The 21,003-nt window shown below is 60.8% G+C and carries 18 protein-coding genes and 2 tRNA genes; 13 read left to right on the forward strand and 7 right to left on the reverse strand.

Annotated elements, in window-relative coordinates; translation table 11 throughout:
* Window positions 1-5: 5 nt before the first annotated feature.
* The 12 genes from tpiA to CK910_RS10560 all read left to right on the forward strand — a co-directional run bounded on the left by tpiA (window position 6) and on the right by CK910_RS10560 (window position 11,728).
* Window positions 6-770, forward strand: coding sequence for a triose-phosphate isomerase (tpiA, locus tag CK910_RS10505; RefSeq protein WP_098982802.1), 765 nt, complete (start codon window positions 6-8; stop codon window positions 768-770).
* Window positions 771-1,097, forward strand: a complete 327-nt coding sequence (gene secG, locus CK910_RS10510; RefSeq protein ID WP_025326063.1) for a preprotein translocase subunit SecG — start codon at window positions 771-773, stop codon at window positions 1,095-1,097.
* Between the two features lie 9 nt (window positions 1,098-1,106).
* Window positions 1,107-1,191 (forward strand) — tRNA-Leu (locus CK910_RS10515).
* A gap of 92 nt (window positions 1,192-1,283) precedes the next feature.
* Window positions 1,284-1,360: transfer RNA gene (locus tag CK910_RS10520), tRNA-Met, on the forward strand.
* 166 nt (window positions 1,361-1,526) lie between these two features.
* Complete coding sequence (rimP, locus tag CK910_RS10525; RefSeq protein ID WP_005317527.1) at window positions 1,527-1,985, forward strand: ribosome maturation factor RimP; 459 nt, start codon at window positions 1,527-1,529, stop codon at window positions 1,983-1,985.
* Between the two features lie 14 nt (window positions 1,986-1,999).
* Entirely contained in the window at window positions 2,000-3,502 is a 1,503-nt protein-coding gene (nusA, locus tag CK910_RS10530) for a transcription termination factor NusA (RefSeq protein ID WP_043140200.1), read from the forward strand.
* A gap of 20 nt (window positions 3,503-3,522) precedes the next feature.
* Window positions 3,523-6,219: a translation initiation factor IF-2 gene (gene infB, locus CK910_RS10535; protein WP_098982805.1), complete on the forward strand. Its 2,697-nt coding sequence runs from the start codon at window positions 3,523-3,525 to the stop codon at window positions 6,217-6,219.
* A 55-nt stretch (window positions 6,220-6,274) separates the two neighbouring features.
* Window positions 6,275-6,706, forward strand: a complete 432-nt coding sequence (rbfA, locus tag CK910_RS10540) for a 30S ribosome-binding factor RbfA (RefSeq protein WP_042866616.1) — start codon at window positions 6,275-6,277, stop codon at window positions 6,704-6,706.
* A gap of 1 nt (window position 6,707) precedes the next feature.
* Window positions 6,708-7,667 carry a tRNA pseudouridine(55) synthase TruB gene (truB, locus tag CK910_RS10545; protein ID WP_043140204.1) on the forward strand — a complete coding sequence of 320 codons (960 nt, stop codon included), beginning with the start codon at window positions 6,708-6,710 and terminating at the stop codon, window positions 7,665-7,667.
* Window positions 7,668-7,796: 129 nt separating this feature from the next.
* Complete coding sequence (gene rpsO, locus CK910_RS10550) at window positions 7,797-8,066, forward strand: 30S ribosomal protein S15 (RefSeq protein ID WP_005317514.1); 270 nt, start codon at window positions 7,797-7,799, stop codon at window positions 8,064-8,066.
* Between the two features lie 167 nt (window positions 8,067-8,233).
* Window positions 8,234-10,375, forward strand: a complete 2,142-nt coding sequence (pnp, locus tag CK910_RS10555) for a polyribonucleotide nucleotidyltransferase (protein WP_043140206.1) — start codon at window positions 8,234-8,236, stop codon at window positions 10,373-10,375.
* A 132-nt stretch (window positions 10,376-10,507) separates the two neighbouring features.
* On the forward strand, window positions 10,508-11,728 hold the full coding sequence (locus tag CK910_RS10560) for an MFS transporter (RefSeq protein ID WP_098982808.1): 1,221 nt from the start codon (window positions 10,508-10,510) through the stop codon (window positions 11,726-11,728).
* On the opposite strand, the gene CK910_RS10565 is transcribed toward CK910_RS10560, so the two are convergent.
* Window positions 11,725-12,807: a protoglobin domain-containing protein gene (locus CK910_RS10565; protein ID WP_098982811.1), complete on the reverse strand. Its 1,083-nt coding sequence runs from the start codon at window positions 12,805-12,807 to the stop codon at window positions 11,725-11,727. The genes CK910_RS10560 and CK910_RS10565 overlap by 4 nt on opposite strands.
* Before the next feature lie 134 nt (window positions 12,808-12,941).
* Window positions 12,942-13,295, reverse strand: coding sequence for a DsrE/DsrF/TusD sulfur relay family protein (locus CK910_RS10570; protein WP_098982814.1), 354 nt, complete (start codon window positions 13,293-13,295; stop codon window positions 12,942-12,944).
* 178 nt (window positions 13,296-13,473) lie between these two features.
* On the opposite strand from CK910_RS10570, the gene CK910_RS10575 reads away from it, so the two are divergent.
* Window positions 13,474-13,848 (forward strand): DUF1090 domain-containing protein, encoded by a 375-nt coding sequence (locus tag CK910_RS10575; RefSeq protein WP_098982817.1) that lies wholly within the window; start codon window positions 13,474-13,476, stop codon window positions 13,846-13,848.
* Window positions 13,849-13,913: 65 nt separating this feature from the next.
* Here CK910_RS10575 and fumC read toward each other — a convergent pair whose 3' ends face one another.
* From fumC to CK910_RS10600, 5 genes are all read right to left on the reverse strand, one after another.
* Window positions 13,914-15,308, reverse strand: coding sequence for a class II fumarate hydratase (gene fumC, locus CK910_RS10580; RefSeq protein ID WP_098982819.1), 1,395 nt, complete (start codon window positions 15,306-15,308; stop codon window positions 13,914-13,916).
* A gap of 125 nt (window positions 15,309-15,433) precedes the next feature.
* The gene (pepE, locus tag CK910_RS10585; protein ID WP_098982822.1) at window positions 15,434-16,174 is read right to left on the reverse strand and encodes a dipeptidase PepE; all 741 of its coding nucleotides are present in this window, start codon (window positions 16,172-16,174) and stop codon (window positions 15,434-15,436) included.
* 288 nt (window positions 16,175-16,462) lie between these two features.
* Entirely contained in the window at window positions 16,463-18,271 is a 1,809-nt protein-coding gene (locus tag CK910_RS10590) for a carbon starvation CstA family protein (protein WP_098982824.1), read from the reverse strand.
* Window positions 18,272-18,485: 214 nt separating this feature from the next.
* Window positions 18,486-19,235, reverse strand: coding sequence for a two-component system response regulator BtsR (gene btsR / locus CK910_RS10595; protein WP_098982827.1), 750 nt, complete (start codon window positions 19,233-19,235; stop codon window positions 18,486-18,488).
* The gene (locus tag CK910_RS10600; protein ID WP_098982830.1) at window positions 19,229-20,923 is read right to left on the reverse strand and encodes a sensor histidine kinase; all 1,695 of its coding nucleotides are present in this window, start codon (window positions 20,921-20,923) and stop codon (window positions 19,229-19,231) included. Before CK910_RS10600 ends, btsR begins: the two co-directional genes overlap by 7 nt.
* Window positions 20,924-21,003 lie beyond the last annotated feature (80 nt).

The raw sequence follows: 21,003 nt of genomic DNA on the forward strand, positions 1-21,003 counted from the left end.
TGCCGATGGGACATCGCAAGCCGTTTGTAGCCGCCAACTGGAAGTTACACGGTAGTAGGTCGCAGTTAGAGCAGTTTACTGGCCAGTGCCTGCAAGGCATGGATGAGCGAGTAGATGTGGTCTTGTGTCCATCCCATGTGCATCTCGACTTCACGGCCGCTCTGCTCAACGAGCAGAAGGTGATGAAGTTGGGGGCTCAGAATGTGAGTCAGCACCAGGCTGGCGCTTACACGGGTGAAGTCTCGTGTCAGATGCTGGTTGAGGCAGGGTGTCGTTACGTACTGGTAGGGCACTCCGAGCGCAGGCGTCTCTTTGGTGAGACCAGCTTTATCGTCGCAGAGAAGTTTGCGGCAGCCAGAGCGGCAGGCTTGATCCCCATCCTCTGTTTGGGTGAATCGGGCGCGGCGAGGCAGGCGAGAAGAACCTTCGAGGTGATCGCCGAAGAGCTGGACATCGTCATAGAGAAAAATGGCGCGATGGCTTTCGATAATGCTATCATCGCCTACGAGCCGATTTGGGCTGTAGGTACAGGTAAATGCGCCACACCCGAGCAGGCACAAGAGGTTCATTCCTTTATACGTGGTCGCTTGGCGGAGGATACTCCGGTAATAGGTGAGAAAGTTAGAATCATCTATGGTGGGAGCGTGACACCGACCAATGCGAGAGATTTGTTTGCCCAGCCCGACATTGATGGTGGCCTGATTGGTGGAGCGAGTCTCGATGACAAGACGTTTTTAGGAATTGTTGAAGCGGCAAAGGGTGCAAGTTAAATGTACGAAATTCTTTTAGTCGTTTATCTGCTGGTTTCACTGGCTCTGATTGGTCTGGTGATGATTCAGCAAGGTAAAGGGGCTGACATGGGCGCCTCCTTCGGCGCAGGGGCATCGAATACCGTATTCGGCTCCGGTGGTTCAGGCAGTTTCCTGACCCGAACAACAGCAATTTTGGCTACTCTGTTCTTTCTGATTAGCTTGGTGCTCGGCTCTATGTCCAGCAACAAGGTCAAACAGGGTAGTGAATGGGAAAATCTGCAACAAACCCAACAGGTTGAGCAGACCAAAGCGCCAGTAAAGAAAGACACTGACGTTCCCGAATAAGTGAGTTTTGCCGTGGTGGTGGAATTGGTAGACACGCTATCTTGAGGGGGTAGTGCTCTAGGGTGTGCGGGTTCGAGTCCCGCCCACGGCACCAATTAAGTAGTGAGCTCGGGCAACCGGGTATATTATAGCCAGTCAGTCTTGTGTGAAGAGAATGAACTGGCTATAATCTCGCACGATTTCGGACGCGGGGTGGAGCAGCATGGTAGCTCGTCGGGCTCATAACCCGAAGGTCGTCGGTTCAAATCCGGCCCCCGCAACCAAATTTCACGCATTTCCTACGCTCAGGAAGGCGGTCGCTGCGAGGCGACAATCAGGGTAAAGCGCCAAGCCCCGATTTGACATCGGGGCTTTTTGTTATGTGCGATTTACTCTGAATCGATCTCTATCTGGGCTTTATGCCCTTTTTTTGTTTTTCGGAGGGTGACTTTGGCTACGTTGGAACAACGTTTGACCGATCTGCTCGAGGCTCCGGTCGTTGCCTTGGGTTTTGAACTTTGGGGTATTGAGTTTATCCGCGCGGGTAACCACTCCACTTTGCGTGTCTTTATCGACGGCGAGAATGGTGTGACTGTCGAGAACTGTGCTGAAGTCAGCCATCAGGTTGGCGCCATCATGGATGTCGAGGATCCCATCACAGAAGAATACTTCCTGGAAGTATCCTCCCCTGGTCTGGATCGTCCGCTGTTCAAGGTTGCCCAGTTCGAAAAATACGTTGGCCAAGAGGCGGCGGTGCAGCTGCGGATGGCAACAAATAACCGCCGCAAGTTCAAAGGCGTAATCAAAGCTGTGCAAGGCGACATGATCACCCTGACAGTAGATGGTAAGGACGACGTGTTGGCTTTCACCAATATCCAAAAAGCGAACATAGTGCCGAACTTTGGTTAACGAGGCTATCGGATATGAATAAAGAGATTTTGCTGGTCGTTGACGCAGTATCCAACGAGAAAGCTGTGCCCCGCGAGAAAATTTTCCAGGCTCTGGAGACCGCGCTGGCGACTGCGACCAAGAAAAAATATGAAGGCGAGATTGAAGTTCGGGTCGAAATCGATCGCAAGACCGGTGACTACGATACCTATCGTCGCTGGGTTGTGGTGGCCGATCAGGCTGCAATGGAGAACCCGTACGGTGAAATCACCCTCGAAGCCGCTCAGATCGAGCAGCCCGAGATCCAGCTCGGTGACTATGTAGAAGACCAGATCGACTCTGTGACCTTCGACCGTATCACCACCCAGACCGCCAAACAGGTTATCGTGCAGAAAGTGCGCGAAGCCGAGCGTTCCCAAGTCGTTGACCAGTTCAAGGACAAGGAAGGCACCATCATCAGCGGTGTGGTCAAGAAGAGCAACCGTGACAACGTGATTCTGGATCTGGGCAGCAATGCCGAGGCCGTGATCTTCCGTGACGACATGCTGCCGCGCGAGACTTTCCGTCCGGGCGACCGCATCCGTGGCCTGCTCTACGCCGTGCGTCCCGAAGCCCGTGGTTCCCAGTTGTTCGTCAGCCGTTCCAGCCCGGACTTCCTGAAAGAGCTGTTCCGCATCGAAGTACCGGAAATCGGTGAAGAGATGATCGAAATCATGGGCGCCGCCCGTGACCCGGGCTCCCGCGCCAAGATAGCGGTGAAGACCAACGATCGTCGTATCGATCCGATCGGTGCCTGTATCGGCATGCGCGGTGCCCGTGTGCAAGCCGTCTCCGCCGAGCTGAGCGGTGAGCGTGCCGACATCGTCTTGTACGATGACAACCCCGCCCAGTACGTGATCAATGCCATGGCGCCCGCCGATGTGGCCTCCATCATAGTGGATGAAGACAACCACACCATGGATATCGCCGTGGAAGCCGCCAACCTGGCCCAGGCCATCGGTCGCAACGGTCAGAACGTGCGTCTGGCATCCCAGCTGACCGGTTGGGAGCTGAACGTCATGACCGTTGAGGACATGCGTGCCAAGCACCAGGCCGAGAACGACCGCATCCTGACCCTGTTCACCAGCACCCTCGACATCGACGACGATTTCGCCGGTCTGCTGATGGAAGAAGGCTTCTCTACCCTGGAAGAGATCGCCTTCGTACCGGTCAACGAGCTGCTGGCCATCGATGGCTTGGACGAAGACATGGTTGAAGAGCTGCGCCAGCGCGCCAAGAATGCGCTGACCACCAAGGCTCTGGCCAAAGAAGAATCCTTTGAAGGTGTAGAACCTTCCGAAGATCTGCTCAATCTGAACGGCCTTGGCCGTGACATGGCGTATGCCCTGGCCGCTCGCGGTATCGGCACCCTGGAAGATTTGGCAGAGCAAGGCATCGATGACCTTGCTGATATTGAAGGGCTGACGGCAGAGAAAGCCGGTGAGCTGATTATGGCTGCTCGTAATATCTGTTGGTTCGGAGAAGAGCAGTCTGAGTAAGATCAAACGGAGGAAAATGAATGGCAGAAGTATCAGTCAAACAACTTGCCACTGACATCGACACACCGGTTGATCGTCTTCTCCAGCAGTTTGTCGATGCCGGTATCAGCAAGAGCAAGGCCGACGACATGGTTAGCGAGTCTGAGAAACAGACTCTGCTGACCCATCTGAAGAAACAGCATGGAGGTGACGAGGTCACCGCACCTGCCCGCATGACCTTGCAGCGCAAGACCAAGAGCACCATCAGTGTTCAGGGGACTGGCGGCAAGAACAAGGAAGTGCAGGTTGAAGTGCGTAAATCTCGCACCTACGTAAGACGCTCGGCGCTGGAAGATGAACAGCGCCAGGCGGAAGCCGAGGAAACAGCGCGTTTGGAAGCAGAAGAAAAAGCTCGTAGCGAGGCCGAAAACAAGGTTCGTCTCGATGCTGAAGAGAAGGCTCGCCGTGAGGCTGAGCAGGCTCGTCGTGAAGCTGAGGAAAAGGCGCGGATCGAGGCACAACAAAAGGCTCGACAGGCTCCACAGCCCGCCAAAGCAGCCAGTAGCACAGCTCAGCAAGAGGCAGAAAAGATGGCCAAGCGCGAAGCAGAAGAACTGAAGCGCCAACAGGATCAAACCGCTTTGCAAAAAGCAGAAGAACTCGCCGCGAAGAAAGCCGAAGAGGCTCGCGTCATGGCGGAACAAAACGGCCCTCGCTGGGCTGAAGAAGAAGCTGCTCGCGCCAAAGAGAGCAGTGACTATCATCTGACCACCAACAAGCATGCGCAAGCCGCAGAAGACGAGTTGGACCGGAAGGAAGAGACCAGCCGTCGTACCGCCGCCGCCGCCGTCAAGGCGCCGAAAAAGGCCGGTCGTCGTGAAGATGATCGCGACTCCCGCAACCCGCGTGCCCGTAAAGGCAAGCGCGGCAAGGTGGCCATGCCCAATGCCATGAAGCACGGCTTCAACAAGCCTGCGGCCGTGGTTAACCGTGACGTCGTCATCGGCGAAACCATCACTGTGGCCGAACTGGCCAACAAGATGGCCGTCAAGGGCGTGGAAGTCATCAAGGCGATGATGAAGATGGGCGCCATGGCGACCATCAACCAGGTGATCGATCAGGAGACAGCCCAGCTGGTCGCCGAAGAGATGGGTCACAAGGTTGTGCTGCGTCGTGAGAACGAGCTGGAAGAGGCGGTACTGTCCGATCGTGACGAGACCTCCGAAGCCAAGCCGCGCGCACCTGTCGTGACCATCATGGGTCACGTCGACCACGGCAAGACCTCGCTGCTGGATTACATCCGTAAAGCCAAGGTCGCTGCTGGCGAAGCCGGTGGCATCACCCAGCATATCGGTGCTTACCACGTCGAAACCGACAGTGGCATGATCACCTTCCTGGATACCCCGGGTCACGCGGCCTTTACCTCCATGCGTGCTCGTGGTGCCAAGTCGACCGATATCGTCGTTCTGGTTGTTGCTGCCGATGACGGCGTCATGCCGCAGACCATCGAAGCCATCCAGCACGCCAAGGCGGCAGAAGTGCCCATCGTGGTTGCGGTCAACAAGATCGACAAGCCCGAAGCGGATCCGGATCGCGTCAAGACCGAGCTGGCCCGTTACAACGTCATGTCCGAAGACTGGGGTGGCGACAGCCAGTTCGTTCACGTCTCCGCCAAGTCTGGCGAAGGCATAGACGACCTGCTGGAAGCCATCCTGATCCAGTCCGAAGTACTGGAATTGAAAGCGGTTGTCGATGGCATGGCCAGCGGCGTCGTGATCGAATCCTTCCTGGACAAGGGTCGTGGTCCGGTTGCCACAGTGCTGGTACAAGAAGGTACTCTGCGCCAGGGCGACATCGTACTGTGTGGTCTGGAATACGGTCGTATCCGTGCCATGCGTGACGAGCTGGGTCGTGAAATCAAGGAAGCGGGTCCGTCCCTGCCGGTGGAAATCCTGGGTTTGTCCGGGGTGCCGTCTGCCGGTGATGAAGCCACCGTTGTACGTGACGAGAAGAAGGCCCGTGAAGTGGCACTCTATCGTCAGGGCAAGTTCCGCGACGTCAAGCTGGCTCGCCAGCAGAAGGCCAAGCTGGAAAACATGTTCGCCAACATGACCGAGGGCGAAGTGTCCGAAGTGAACGTGGTGATCAAGGCCGACGTACAGGGTTCGGTGCAAGCGATTTGCGATGCGCTGGTCCAGCTCTCTACCGACGAAGTCAAGGTCAAGATCGTGGGCTCGGGTGTCGGTGGCATCACCGAAACCGACGCCACTCTGGCAGCGGCTTCCAGCGCCATCCTGGTGGGCTTCAACGTCCGTGCCGACGCCTCTGCTCGCAAGGTCATCGAGTCCGAGAGCCTGGATCTGCGTTACTACTCCGTCATCTATGATTTGATCGACGAAGTGAAGCAGGCCATGAGCGGCAAGCTGGCTCCTGAGTATCGTCAGGAGATCATCGGTCTGGCTGAAGTGCGTAGCGTCTTCAAGTCACCCAAGTTCGGCGCCGTTGCCGGCTGTATGGTTACCGAAGGTGTGGTCAAGCGTTCCAACCGTATCCGTGTTCTGCGTGACAACGTGGTTATCTATGAAGGCGAGCTGGAATCCCTGCGCCGCTTCAAGGATGACGTCAACGAAGTCCGCAACGGTTACGAATGTGGTATCGCGGTCAAGAACTACAACGACGTACGCGAAGGCGACCAGATCGAAGTTTACGAGACCATTGAAATTCAACGGACTCTGTAAGCCGAGAGTTAGACAAAATAGGGGGCCGCGGCCCCCTTTTATCGCAGGATAGAATATGGCCAGAGAATTCAGCCGGACCAACAGGGTCGGCCAGCAGATCCAGCGTGAAATCGCGCTGATCTTGCAGCGTGAGGTCAAGGACCCGCGCATCGGCATGGTAACCGTCTCGGACGTGGAAGTGTCCAAGGACCTCAACTATGCCAAGGTTTATGTCACCTTCTTGCAGCTGGATATCGATGCCGAGCGCATCGCGGAAGGGCTCAAGGGCCTGACCGAAGCGGCCGGCTACATCCGCAGCCTGCTCGGCAGTGCCATGCGCCTGCGGGTGGTGCCCGAGCTGCGCTTCTACTACGACCAGACCCTGGTCGAGGGGATGCGCATCTCCAACCTGGTGTCCAACACAGTGCGTGACGACAAGCGTCGCATGGCCGAAGCCGGCCGTGAAGAAGACGAAGCCGCACCGGATGATACAGAGGATAAAGCCTGAGATGTCTCGTAGACGCCGTTTCAAGGGTCGTGACGTACACGGCATCCTGCTGCTGGACAAGCCGACCGGTCTGACCTCCAACGATGTGTTGCAGAAGGTCAAGCGTATCTACAACGCCGCTAAGGCCGGTCACACCGGTGCTCTGGATCCGCTGGCGACCGGCATGCTGCCGATCTGTCTCGGCGAGGCCACCAAGTTCTCCCAGTATCTGCTGGAAGCGGACAAGCGCTATGAGGTGACCGCCAAGCTGGGCGAGCGCACCAACACCAGCGACTCCGACGGCGAGGTGGTTTCCACCCGGCCGGTGAACGTGGCCGTGGGCACCCTGATCGAGTCGCTGGACCAGTTCCGCGGCCCCATCATGCAGGTGCCGTCCATGTACTCCGCCCTCAAGCACAACGGTCGCCCGCTCTACGAATATGCCCGTGAAGGCATAGAGATAGAGCGTGAAGCCCGTCCCATCACGGTGTTCGAGCTCAAGCTCATCAGCTTTGAAGGGGATGAGGTCAAGCTGGAGGTGCACTGCAGCAAGGGCACCTACATTCGCTCCCTGGTGGACGATCTGGGGGAAGTGCTGGGTTGTGGCGCTCACGTCACCCAGCTGCGCCGCACCCAGGTGGCCAGCTATCCCTATGAGCGGATGCTGACCCTGGAACAGCTCGAGTGCATCTTCGAACAGGCCAAGGCCGAAAGCATCCCGCCACGGGAGCAGCTCGATCCCTTGTTGCTGCCGATGGATACCGCCGTGGCCGCGCTGCCCGAGGTGAACATGCTGGCGGCGGTGGCCGCCTATGTGAACCAGGGTCAGGCCGTGCAGGTAGCTGGCGCGCCGCAAAGCGGCCAGGTTCGCATGACGGTCGGCCCTGAGCGTGAGTTCATCGGGGTGGGCGAGATCGACGACGAAGGGCGGGTTGCCCCCAAGCGTCTGGTGCGCTACCACGACGATCACGACGAGGAGTGATCCTCAGGCGGCATCTGGGCGTCTTTCCCGTTGCGAAAAGTGACGGGGACGATTATGATACCGCCCTCATTTCACGGCTGAATTAGAGATTGGCTGTGAACCTTTAAACACTCTACTTGGAGTAATACCATGTCTCTAAATGCTGAGATCAAAGCTTCCATCGTTGCTGACAACGCTCGTTGCGCCAACGACACTGGCTCCCCCGAAGTGCAGGTTGCCCTGCTGACTGCCCAGATCAACCATCTGCAAGGTCACTTCAAAGAGCACGCTAAAGATCACCACGGTCGTCGTGGTCTGCTGCGCATGGTTTCCCAGCGTCGCAAGCTGCTGGACTACCTGAAGCGTAAAGATGTTCAGCGTTATGCTGCTCTGATCGCCAAGCTGGGTCTGCGTCGTTAATCGACCATCAGATTTCGCGAAAAAGGGGAACCTCAGGGTTCCCCTTTTTTATTGTGCGTCAGGCTGTTACCGGCTTCACAGAATTTGTGTCACTGCTTACCTTTTGGTTCGAATCAAGTATACTTGCACGCGAATTTAAAGAGCCAAATTGTAAAAAGGAAATTCACGTGAATCCTATTGTAAAGTCATTCCAGTACGGTCAACACACCGTCACTCTGGAAACCGGTGTGATGGCCCGTCAAGCCACTGCGGCCGTAATGGTCAGCATGGACGATACCTGCGTATTTGTGACCGTAGTAGGCAAGAAAGAGGCCGATCACGGTCGCGATTTCTTCCCGCTGACCGTCAACTACCAGGAGCGTACCTATGCTGCTGGTCGTATCCCGGGTGGTTTCTTCCGTCGTGAAGGCCGTCCGAGCGAAGGCGAAACCCTCACCTCCCGCCTGATCGACCGTCCTATTCGTCCGCTGTTCCCGGAAGGCTTCCTCAATGAGGTTCAGGTGGTTGCCACCGTAATGTCCGTGAACCCGCTGGTTTCCCCAGACATAGTTGCCATGATCGGTGCCTCTGCTGCACTGGCCATCTCCGGCATCCCGTTCGGTGGCCCGATTGCCGCGGCTCGCGTGGGTTACATGAACGGTCAGTACGTATTGAACCCGACCACAGCCGAACTGCCCCAGAGTGATCTGGACCTGGTGGTTGCCGGTACCGCCAACGCGGTACTGATGGTCGAATCCGAAGCGGCCATCCTGTCTGAAGAGACCATGCTGGGCGCCGTCGTTTATGGCCACGAGCAGATGCAAGTCGTGATCAACGCCATCAACGAATTCGCCGCCGAGGTGGGTACCCAGCCGTGGGATTGGACCCCGCCTGCGACCAACGAAGCGCTGAAAGCCAAGGTTGCCGAGCTGGCCACCGCCGAGCTGGGTGAAGCTTACCGCATCACCGAGAAGGCCGTGCGTTACGCCGCCATCGGTGCCATCAAGTCCCGTGTGGTTGAGCAAGTGATCGCCTCCGGCGTGGAAGAAGATGCCAAGAAGATCGGCGAAGAGTTCCACAGCCTGGAAAGCCGCATCGTCCGTGGCCGTGTGGTCCGTGGCGAGCCGCGCATCGATGGTCGCGATCCGGAAATGATCCGTGCCCTGTCCGTTGGCACCGGCATTCTGCCGCGCGCCCATGGCTCCGCCCTGTTCACCCGTGGTGAGACTCAGGCCATCGTGGTTGCGACCCTGGGTACCGAGCGTGACGCCCAGAACATCGACGAGCTGGCTGGCCACCGTGCCGACCGCTTCATGCTGCACTACAACTTCCCGCCGTACTGCGTCGGCGAGACCGGCATGATGGGCAGCCCCAAGCGTCGTGAGATCGGTCATGGTCGTCTGGCCAAGCGCGGCGTTGCTGCCGTGATGCCGAGCGCCGCCGAGTTCCCGTACGTGGTGCGCGTGGTTTCCGAGATCACCGAATCCAACGGTTCCTCCTCCATGGCCTCCGTCTGTGGTTCCTCCCTGGCGCTGATGGACGCGGGTGTGCCGATCAAGGCCTCCGTTGCCGGTATCGCCATGGGTCTGGTGAAGGAAGAAGAAGGTTTCGTCGTGCTGTCCGACATCCTGGGTGACGAAGATCACCTGGGCGACATGGACTTCAAGGTGGCTGGTACCACTCAAGGTATCACAGCGCTGCAGATGGACATCAAGATCGAAGGCATCACCAAAGAGATCATGGAGATTGCCCTCAAGCAAGCCCGTGGTGCTCGCCTGCACATCCTGAAAGTGATGGACGAAGCCATCCAGGCGCCGCGTAGCGAAATCTCCGACTTCGCCCCGCGCATCCACACCATCAAGATCAATCCTGAGAAGATCAAGGACGTGATCGGCAAGGGTGGTTCCGTGATCCGCGCGCTGACCGAAGAGACAGGCACCAACATCGAGCTGGATGATGACGGTACCGTCCGCATCTCCGCCGTTGCCAACGAAGCCGCCATGGAAGCCATTCGTCGCATCGAGGCCATCACCGCCGAGATCGAAGTGAACCGCATCTATGAAGGCAAGGTTGTGCGTCTGGCCGACTTCGGCGCCTTCGTCAATATCCTGCCGGGTAAAGACGGTCTGGTACACATCTCCCAAATCACCGATGCCCGTGTGCAGAACGTGGCCGACTTCCTGAAGATCGGTGATGTTGTGAAGGTGAAGGTACTGGAAGTGGACCGTCAAGGCCGCGTGCGTCTCTCCATCAAGGAAGCGAATGCACCGACCGAAGCCGCCGCACCGGTTGCTGACGTGGCTGTTGCCGAAGAGCCGACTGCCGAATAAGGCTGCCGTGCCGTTGAAAAGCCGACCTCAGGGTCGGCTTTTTTGTGCCTGCTCGGCGGCGATGTTGTTTCTTATGAAGCCCTCTGTTACAACAATGGGCTCCCCGCGCGACGGGCAACAAGGAGCAGTATGATGTCGTGGGCCCTCCTCAGGCAGTTTCCCCCGCTGGTCTGGACCGTGATCCTGGGTACCTTCATGGTGCGCACCAGCTATTACATGGTCTGGCCTTTTCTCTCCATCTTGCTCTATCGGGAGTATGCCCTCTCGGCCACCAGCATTGGGGCCATGCTGGGAGCGAGCGCGGCGCTCTCCACCCTGATCAGCTTCTATGGCGGCTGGTTGTCGGACCGGCTTGGGCGGCGCAACATCTTGCTGGCCGGCTGCCTGGTGGCGCTGCTCTGCTACGGCCTGCTCGGCTTCTCCCACTCAGTGCTTTGGCTCGGGGTCGGGGTGATCGGCAGCGGTCTCTCCTCCGGTCTCATCGATGCACCGGGCAAGGCGCTGATGGCCGACAGTCTCGCTTCGGCCAAGGCGCGCGAGCTGGCGCTGCATATGCGCTACTTCCTGCTCAACCTGGGGGCGGCGACAGGGCCCCTGCTCGGGGTGACCATGGGCATCAGCGCCCAGCAGCAGACCTTCCTGCTGCTTTCCGGCAGCTATCTGTTGCTGGGGGCCGCCTTCGTCTGGGGCTTTCGCAGGCTGAATGAGGAAGAGCGGCGCGGTGGCGGCCTGGGTCTGCGGGCCGCCATCAAGGTGCTGTGGCTGGATCGGGGCTTTCTGCTGCTGGTAATGGCGAACCTGCTGATGGTGCTGGTCTACTCCCAGTTTCACTCACCCCTGGTGCAGTACCTGACCCGGGCCGAGACCCCGGAGGTGGCGCGGCTGGTCGCCATTCTGGTGACGATCAACGCGCTGACCGTGGTCTTGCTGCAATTCCCGCTGCTGCATCTGCTCGCCCGCTGGCCAGGCAAGGTACGGCTGCAGCTTGGCATCATGCTGTTTCTGGGGGCTCAGGTGCTGTTTGCGCTGGGGGATCCCGCGCAGTGGTCGCACTGGATCGGGGCCGTGCTGCTGCTGAGCGTGGGGGAGACCATACTGTTCCCGCTGCTCAACGTGCTGATCGATCAGATGTCGCCCCCTCATCTGAAGGGGAGCTATTTCGGGGCCGGTGCGCTGGCCGGGCTGGGCGGTGCCATAGGGGCCGTGCTGGGGGGCTGGATCCTGGAGCTGTGGGGCGGGCCGTCACTCTACATATTGATGGCGCTGTGCTGCATCTTGACCTTTCTGCTGTACGAGTGGGGGGCGCGGATCCCGCGCCCCGAGGTGACGAAAGCCTGTTCCCGCGAGGGTTAGTGGGTCTCCTTCAGGTTGACCTGCTTCATCGCCTTCTTGGCGGCATACATGCGCTCGTCGGCCAGCCGGATCAGGCTGTTGCCCTCGTCGAACTGGATGGGGCCCGTCTGCACCATGCCGATGCTGAGGGTCACGTCCCCTAGCTGCTCTGCCAGGGTGTGGGTCAGCCGTTGCAGATAGACGTCCCTGGCCTGATCCTCGTTGCAGTTGGGCAGGATCAGGCAGAACTCATCCCCGCCGTAGCGAAAGCAGCAATCCTCCGCCCGCGACACCTTGCGAATGCAGGCGCCGACGATGCGCAGTATCTCATCTCCCCGCTGGTGTCCCTGGGTGTCGTTGATCTGTTTGAAGTCGTCGATGTCGAGGTAGGCGATGACCACGGGCTCGGCGCGGCGCTGGCAGGTGCGCAGGGTGCGAGTCAGGTTCTCCTGCAGGTGGCGCACGCTGAGCAGGCCGGTGAGGGCATCGGTCCGGCTCATCTCCTCCAGTTGCTGGGTGCGCTCGCGCACCTTCTCCTCCAGCGACTTGGCGTAGATCTCCGACTTCTCCTTGGAGGACTCTATCTCCGACACCAGGCTGCGGATATAGGTCTCGAACACCAGGGTGATGTCGAACAGGAACAGCTTGTCGAGGGCGGTCAGCATTGTGATGCGATCCGGCTCATGGTCTATCTGGGTGAAGATATCCTCGATGAGCAGCCCCTTGAGGGTGTTGATGGCGGCCAGATAGAGCTTGGGCTCCACCCCGATCCGCTTGTGCACCAGCCCGATCCGCAACCGGTTGTTGACGTACTCCAGATCATACTGGCCGCTGAACAGGTCGAGGATGTAACGGCGCTGGGCCGACCGCAGCCGGGTGAGCGTATCGGCGTCGCCGATCAGCAGGGCAATCTCGGTGATCCCGGTCTGCAGCATATAGAACTTGTCGACCAGCGCATCTATGTGGGGCTCTATCTTGACGCGATAACTGGCGAGCAGAGTGAAATCGTCCTCGCCCAGCAGCAACAGCTCCTTGCGATGGGCGATTTCGAACTCTGTGATCCGCATCTGTTCCAGCAGAGTCTGTTCGGTTGGATTCATGGCTGTTCCCTGAACGAAAATGACGGCGCGTACTTTGTTATCTAACTGACAGTGTAGACATTAACAGCAAGGGGCAGGTCTTCAAATGGCGCAGGCTTGTTGCAGATCAACCTCTGCCCCCATCGCTCTATCTACTAGAAGGTCAGCACCTTGTCGGCCGCCAGGGTCCACTGGGCCAGCAGCGGCAGGGTACCGATCTCGATCCCCTCGATGAGCGGCAGGGCCGTGATGCCGCGGGCATCGGTACAGGTCTTGCACAGTCGGATGATGGTGCCCTGGGCCAGCAGGATCTCCAGCATCTGGCGCAGATTGTACCCCTCGGCCGGGGCTTGCCCCGCCAGTGCGGCGCCGACCGCATCGGACATCAGGAACAGTTGCAGGCTGGCACCGCCCTGTTCGCCCAGGGCAATGGCCAGCCGCAGGGTGTTGAACAGGGATTCGCTACCGTAGGGTGCGCCGTTGGCGATGATGACAATACGTTGATTCATAAAAGACTCCATCCTGAAAGCCGCTATTGTAGACTCGTCGGGGCCGCGCTGGCGTGATGTCGCACAAACTCTGTCGTACCGGTTGGCACACGGCTTGACCCGCTAGGCCGAGTGCGGTCTGATAGGCGGCCATCAAACATGACAGAGGAGTGAGGTCGTTATGTGGAAGGTTATCGGAATGGGTATGCTGCTGTTGGCCGGTCAGGCTTATGGCAGCCAGGAGGTGGGCTGCAAGGCACGGCAACAGGCGGTGGCGGATCAGCTGGTCTTCGCCAAGGCGCACAACAACGCGGATCAGGTGGCCGGGCTGGAGCGGGCGCTGCGCAATATCGAGGCTCACTGTACCGATGCGGGCCTGTTCAAGGAGCAGCAGCAACGGGTGGCCGAGCTTAAAGAGCAGGTGAACGAGCGGCTGATCGAGCTGCAAAATGCACGGGTGTCGGGCAAGCCTGACAAGATCGCCAAGAAGCAGGTCAAGCTGGAAGAGGCCCAGACCAAGTTGCTGGCAGCCCAGAACGAGCTGGATGCGCTGAACAAGCTGATCACCCCCTGATCGCCGCATTGCAGCGTGAAAAAGCCGGGCATGCCCGGCTTTTTGCTGTTCAGTTATCCCTCCTATCATGCTCCCCGTCGACCGACCATGTTGGCCGGCACCACCCAGGCATCGAACTGCTGCGCCGTGAGATGGCCGGAGGCGATGGCCGCCTCTCGCAAACTAACCCCCTCGTGGTGCGCACGCTTGGCTATTTCGGCCGCCTTGTCGTAGCCGATGTGGGGGTTGAGCGCAGTGACCAGCATCAGGGAGCGGGCCAGCAGATCATCGATGCGTGCCCGGTTCGGCGTGATGCCGATGGCGCAGTGATCGTGGAAGCTCTGCATGCCGTCAGCCAGCAGCCGCACGCTCTGCAGAAAGTTGTGGGCGATGAGCGGGCGGAACACGTTCAGCTCGAAGTTGCCGCTGGCACCGCCTATGTTGATGGCCACGTCGTTGCCCATCACCTGGGCGCACAGCATGGTCAGCGCCTCGCACTGGGTCGGATTGACCTTGCCGGGCATGATGGAGGAGCCGGGCTCATTTTCCGGGATCAGCAGCTCTCCCAGCCCGCTGCGGGGGCCGCTGGCCAGCCAGCGCACGTCGTTGGCGATCTTCATGAGCGATGCGGCCAGCGTCTTGAGGGCGCCGTGGGCATGCACCAGGGCGTCGCTCGCCGCCAGCGCCTCGAACTTGTTGGGGGCGCTCACCAGCGGCAGGCCCGTCTGCTCCGCCAGGGTGGCTGCCACCTCGTCGGCAAAGCCGGGTGGCGTGTTCAGGCCCGTGCCGACGGCCGTGCCTCCCAGCGCCAGCTCGCACAGGTGGGGCAGGGCGGCCCGAATGTGGCGCTCAGCCTGTTCCAGCTGGGCGACCCAGCCGGAGAACTCCTGCCCCAGGGTGAGCGGGGTGGCGTCCTGCAAGTGGGTGCGGCCAATCTTGACTATGTCGTCGAAGGCGTGTGCCTTGCGGGCCAGGGTGGCGCTCAGGGTGATCAGAGCGGGCAGCAGTTGCAGCGTGATGGCGCTGACGGCCGCCAGGTTCATGGCGCTCGGGAAGACGTCATTGCTCGACTGGCTCTTGTTCACCTCGTCGTTGGGGTGCACCAGACGCCCCTCGCCGCGCGGGCCGCCGAGCAGCTCGCTGGCCCGGTTGGCCAGCACCTCGTTGACGTTCATGTTGGTCTGGGTGCCCGAGCCTGTCTGCCAGACCCTGAGCGGAAACTCCCCCCCGTGCTGACCACAGAGGACCTCATCGGCGGCGCTCATGATGGCCTGGGCCGTGCGAGCGGGCAGCAGTCCCTTGGCGTGATTGACCCGGGCACAGGCAGACTTGATGCGCGCCAGGGCGTGGATCAGCTCCATGGGCTGACGCTCCCCCGAGATGTCGAAATGGTGCAGGGAGCGCTGGGTCTGGGCCCCCCACAGCCGCTCGGCCGGAACGGCTATCTCCCCGAAGCTGTCGTGTTCTATCCGTGTCGTCATTGCATCCTCCCGCCGAAAAGAAAAGGGGCGAGGGAATATCCCTTGCCCCTCACAGCATGGCAAACCACAGGCCAGGTCGCTCAGAATGGCGCCTCACGTTGTGGCGTGCCCTCTTGCATCATGGTTCAGCCGTGGGGGCGAAACGGCGTCAGCGCCGCCAGCGGGCTGGCATCCATGCATTCCTGAATCGCCTCGCCGTGCTTGAAGATCTTGAAGCCCTCGCCGCGGGCGCTCCAGTACTCGAGGGTCTCACCGCTGCTCTCGCCACTTATTTGGAGCAGGCTGGCCTCGCGCAGGGCCACCACGTGTTCGCTCGGGTTGATGGCGCAGAACTCCGCCAGACGCTCGTCGCGGGTCTCCCCCATGTGGCCGCTGATGCTGGCGTCCAGATAGTGGGGGTTGATCTGCAGCGGGAACAGGCCAAGGGCGGGCAGCACGGCGGCGTTGCACACCGGCATGTCGTTGGTGGTGCGAATGCTCGGGGTTGCTACGTTGCAACCTGCGCTCCAGCCCACATAGGGTACGCCCCGCTCGCGCACGGCACGCTGGATGGGCACGACCAGGCCATTTTCGTGCAGCAGCTGGTTCAGGCGCCAGGTGTTGCCGCCACTGATAAAGATGGCGTCGGCTTGGTTGATGGCGTCCACCGGATCGTCGAATTGATGGATGCTGATGGCTTCCACCCCCAGACTTTCGCCGAGCTCATTGGCCCTGGCATCCCAGTCGCTGCGGATCACTGCGTAGGGGATGAGCAGGATGCGCTTGACCTGTTTGCGGGCGAGCAGGGTCTGCACCCGGTCCCGGGCCCAGCCGAGCAGACCCGGAAATTCGGTGGCTTTACCGTTGCTGAGAAGAAGCAGTTCCATGAAAAGTGTCCTCATGAGTGAAAGCGGAGGAGGGTCGCCAGGACGTGCCGTGGCGACAGGAGCCCCCATTCTAACCTGATTGGCCGCAGGGTTCTGTGATCGGTTCATGTATCCCGATGAGCCTGCCCTCTGGCCGGTTATCAAGCAGTCCACCCTCTGCGCCATCTACCAACTGCTCGATATGCATCCGCCGGGCCACCGAAACCGGCGGTGATCTGCCTCCCGCCGCGTTTCAAATACGAAAGACCCCACCGAGGTGGGGCCTTGATTCCTTGAGGACGGTTCCCGTCAGCTGGCGCTGGCCGGGGCAATCTGGAACTCGGGCTGCTGGCGCAGCTTCCACAGCTCAATCCACTTGCGGATGGCCGACACCAGTATGATGGCGCCCAGCCCCAGCATCAGCAGCGAGATGCCGCCGTTGAGCAGGTTGTAGCCCTTGGATTCCGGGTTGAAGTAGACGTGGCTCACCATCCAGTAACCGGCGTAGTTGACGGTGACGAACAGGTAGGCCAGCGGGATCAGGCAGGTCAGCATGTAGCGGCGCTTGCTGGCCAGTCGCAATATGATGGTGGCACCTATGATGAGACCGACCGAGGCCATCAGCTGGTTCGAGACCCCGAACAGCGCCCACACGGAGCCGATATCGCCGGACATCAGCAGATAACCCCACATCACGCAGGCGAGCACGCTGGCACCTATGGCGCCCGGCATCCAGTCGATGCGCTTGAGGGGCGGGTAGAACTCGCCGAAGAAGTCCTGGATCAGGTAGCGGGAGACCCGGGTACCGGAGTCGACGGCGGTCAGGATGAAGACCGCTTCGAACATCACCACGAACTGGAAGAAGTAGGAGGCGAGATTGCTGAACCAGGGCACCTTGGTGAAGATGTAGGACATGCCTACCGCCAGGGTGACGGCGCCGCCGGTGCGGCCGTTCAGGTCCATGCCGATCTCCTGGGAGAGGAAGGGCAGATCCACCACCTGCATCCCCAGCTTGGCGAAGGCCTCCGGGGTGGCGTTGATGGCGAAGTAGTCGGCCGGGTGCAGGGCGGTGGCGGCGATCAGCGCCATCACGCCCACCACGCACTCGGCCAGCATGGCACCGAAGGCGACCGGCAGAATGTCGCTCCACTTGTCCACCAGTTTCGGGGTGGTGCCTGAGCCGATGAAGGCATGGAAGCCGGAGATGGCGCCACAGGCGATGGTGATGGAGATGAAGGGCCAGACCGGGCCGCCCAGTACCGGGCCGCCGCCGTGGACGAACTGGGTCATGGCGGGGAACTGGATCTCCGGGTTGATGCAGATAACGCCGATGACCAGGGCGCCGAACACGCCGATTTTCATGAAGCTGGAGATGTAACCGCGCGGGGTGAGCAGCAGCCAGACCGGCAGGGCGGTCGCGAAGAAGGCGTAGATGGGCAGCGCCAGACTGATGGTCTCGGCACGCAGGGTCAGCCAGGCACCGAAGGCGCTCTCCTGCACGTAGGGGCCGAAGAAGACGCAGGCCAGCACGGCGATGAAGCCCACCCAGGAGGCGGCTTGCAGGTTGCCGGTCAGCTTGTGCCAGATCCCCACCACCATGGAGATGGGGATGGTCATGAAGACCGCGAACACGCCCCAGGCGTTACGCTCCAGCGCGTGCACCACCACCATGGAGAGGCCCGCCATTGTGATGGTGATGATGAACAACATGGCCAGCCCCGTACACCAGCCGGCGATGGGGCCGAGCTCGGCCTTGGCCACCTCGGAGAGGGACTTGCCCTGATGCTTCATGGAGGCGAACAGCACCACGGTATCGTGCACCGCGCCGCCGATGACGCAACCGATCAGCAGCCAGAGGAAGCTCGGCAGGTAACCGTACTGGGCCGCCAGGACCGGGCCCACCAGGGGGCCGGCGGCGGCGATGGCCGCGAAGTGCTGGCCGAAGTTGACCCACTTGTTGGTCGGCACATAGTTTTTGCCATCTTCCAGCTGGTGGGAGGGGGTGACAAGCTTGTCGTCGGCCATCAGCACCTTGCGCACAAAGAACACGCCGTAGAGGCGATAGGCGATGGCGAGGATGCAGAGGGCCGCAATGACGAAGGTGATTGCGTGTTGCATGACGGAGTTTCCTTTTCCTGCGGCCAATCCGGCCGGGCTCAGGCTGCACTCTACGCAGGCGGCAGGGAAAGGGGAGCGCAGAAAAGGTCAGTGGCAGAGGGCCGCCCGCGAGCGGCAGAAAAGCGGCCCCGAGCGGTTTGAGGGGGGAGCTGGCGGGCGTGGGAGGCGGGTGAGCGGTAACGGGCAGGGTGGCGGAGTGAAGCGCCCCGCCCCATCAGGGAATATCCAGCAGCTCCTTGAGCGGTTTCAGGTAGCGCCGACTCACCGGCACCTTGTGGCCGCCCTGGGTCACCACCTCCGCCAGCCCGCCGTCGAGCAGCAGGATCTCGCGGATCTGGCCGGGGTTGAGCAGGTACTGGCGGTGACAGCGCACGAAGCCGGTCTTCTCCTCCAGGGTGCGCAGGGTCAGCTCTGTGGTGCCCTGTTGCTGGGCGCTCACCACCTTGTTGCCGGCCAGATCGCTGTGGACGAACTCCACCTCGCCAAGGGGCAGCAGCAGGATGCGGTTGTGGCCGCTGCAGGGGATGCTGCGCAGGGGCTGGGCGATGCGGGTAGGATCCGGCAGCGGCTGGCCAGCCAGTTCACCCCCTTTGGAGGAGAGGGGGGAGAGCAGTCGCTGGATGCGCTCCAGCGCCTTGTTCATCCGCTCAGCCGTGACCGGCTTGAGCAGGTAGTCGAGGGCGTTCTCCTCGAACGCGCGCAGGGCAAACTCGTCGTAGGCGGTAATGAAGACGATGTGGGGGCGCAAGTCCGGGTCCAGCATGCTCACCAGCTCCAGCCCGCTGATGCGCGGCATCTGGATGTCGAGAAACAGCAGGTCGGGCTTGAGGCGGTGGATGGCGGGCAGCGCCTCCATGGCGTGGGCACACTCCCCCAGCAGGCGGATATTGCCCGCCTGCTCCAGCAGCAGCCGCAGCTCCTCGCGGGCGAGGGGTTCATCGTCGACGATCAGGGCGGTCAGCATGGGCTCTCCTGCAGGGGAAGGGTGATCCTCACCCGGGTGGATTGATGGGGTTCGCAGTGAATGGTGACCCCGTACTCGGCGCCATAACGGGCCTTGATGCGCCGATCCACTATGTTCATGCCAAGGCCGCTCTCTTCCCGTTTGGCCTGATAGAGGCCGGCGTTGTCACACACCTCCAGCACCAGCTGCTCGCCCTCCTGCCGCGCGGTCAGGGTCAGTCGGCCGGGCTCGAACATCTGGGAGATGCCGTGCTTGATGGCGTTCTCGACTATGGGTTGCAGGGAGAAGGTGGGCAGCCGGTACTCCAGCAGCGGCTCGGGAATATGGATCTCCACGCTCAGGTGCTCGGCGAAACGGGCCTGCTCTATGTGCAGGTAGGCGTTCACGTGCTCCAGCTCGTCGGCCAGGGTCACCTCGTCCCCCTGGCGCTTGAGGTTCTTGCGAAAGAAGGTGGAGAGGTGGTGCACCAGGGTGCGGGCATCCTCGGGGTCGCGCCGGATCACCGCCGCCAGGGTGTTGAGGGCGTTGAACAGGAAGTGCGGGTTGATCTGCGCCTGCAACAGCTTGATCTCCGACTGGGCCAGCAGCCGCTTCTGCTCGTTGTACTTGCTGGCCAGGATCTGGCCGGAGAGCAGCCGGGCAATCCCTTCTCCCAGGGTGCGATTGATGGAGGAGAAGAACTTGCGCTTGGGCTCGTAGAGCTTGATGGTGCCCACCACCGACCCCTCTTCCCCCCGCAGCGGAATGACCAGGGAGGAGCCGAGCCGGCACTGGGGATGCAGGTTGCAGCTGTAGGGGATCAGGTTGCCGTCCGCATAGACCACCTCGTTGTGCTGGATCGCCTTGAAGGTGTGGGCCGAGTTGATGGCGGTGCCCGGCAGGTGGTGATCCTCGCCTATGCCGATGAAGGCGAGCAGCTTCTCCCGATCGGTGATGGCCACGGCGCCCACCCCTGTCTCCTCGTAGAGAATGCGCACCATCTGCTGGCACGCCTGCTGGGTGAAGCCCTTGTCCAGCACCCGCATCGCCCGCTCGGCGATCTTGAGGGCGCGGGCGGAGAAGGCGACCGAGTACTTCTCCAGCATGGCGCGGTGATCGAGGATCATCCGCATGAACATGGCGGCCCCCAGGGTATTGGCCACCAGCATGGGGGCTATGATGTTCTCGATGAGGTGGATGGCATCGTCATACGGGCGGGCCACCAGCAGTATGATGCCCATCTGCATCAGCTCGGCGACCAGGGCCACAGATCCCACCACCCAGGGGCTGAACAGCAGATCGAGCCGATGGCGGGCGACAAAGTGGCGGTGCACCAGGCCGCCGAGCAGCCCCTCGGCTATGGTGGAGAAGGTGCAGGCCAGGGCGGTGAAGCCCCCCAGCGAGTAGCGATGGATGCCGCCGGTGAGCCCCACCAGCAGCCCCACGACAGGGCCGCCGACTATGCCCCCCAGCACGGCGCCGATGGCGCGGGTATTGGCGATGGAGTCCTCGACTCTCAGGCCAAAGTAGGTGCCCATCACGCAGAAGCCGGAGAAGATGAGGTAGCAGAGGATCTTGTGGGGCCAGCTCAGGGTCACCTGAGTCAGCGGCATGAACAGCGGCGTCTTGGAGAGCAGCCAGGCGATCACCAGATAGACGCAGAGCTGCTGGAAGAGAGATATCACGAGCGCGAATTGTTCGAAAGCCACGGCACACTATCTCGAAAGGGGATGCTCATCCAATGGACGCGGAGTATTAGCAAACCCAGATTTGCGCTGCAAGCCACGGG

The organism is Aeromonas sp. CA23, assembly GCF_002587065.1.
Taxonomy (GTDB): domain Bacteria; phylum Pseudomonadota; class Gammaproteobacteria; order Enterobacterales; family Aeromonadaceae; genus Aeromonas; species Aeromonas bestiarum.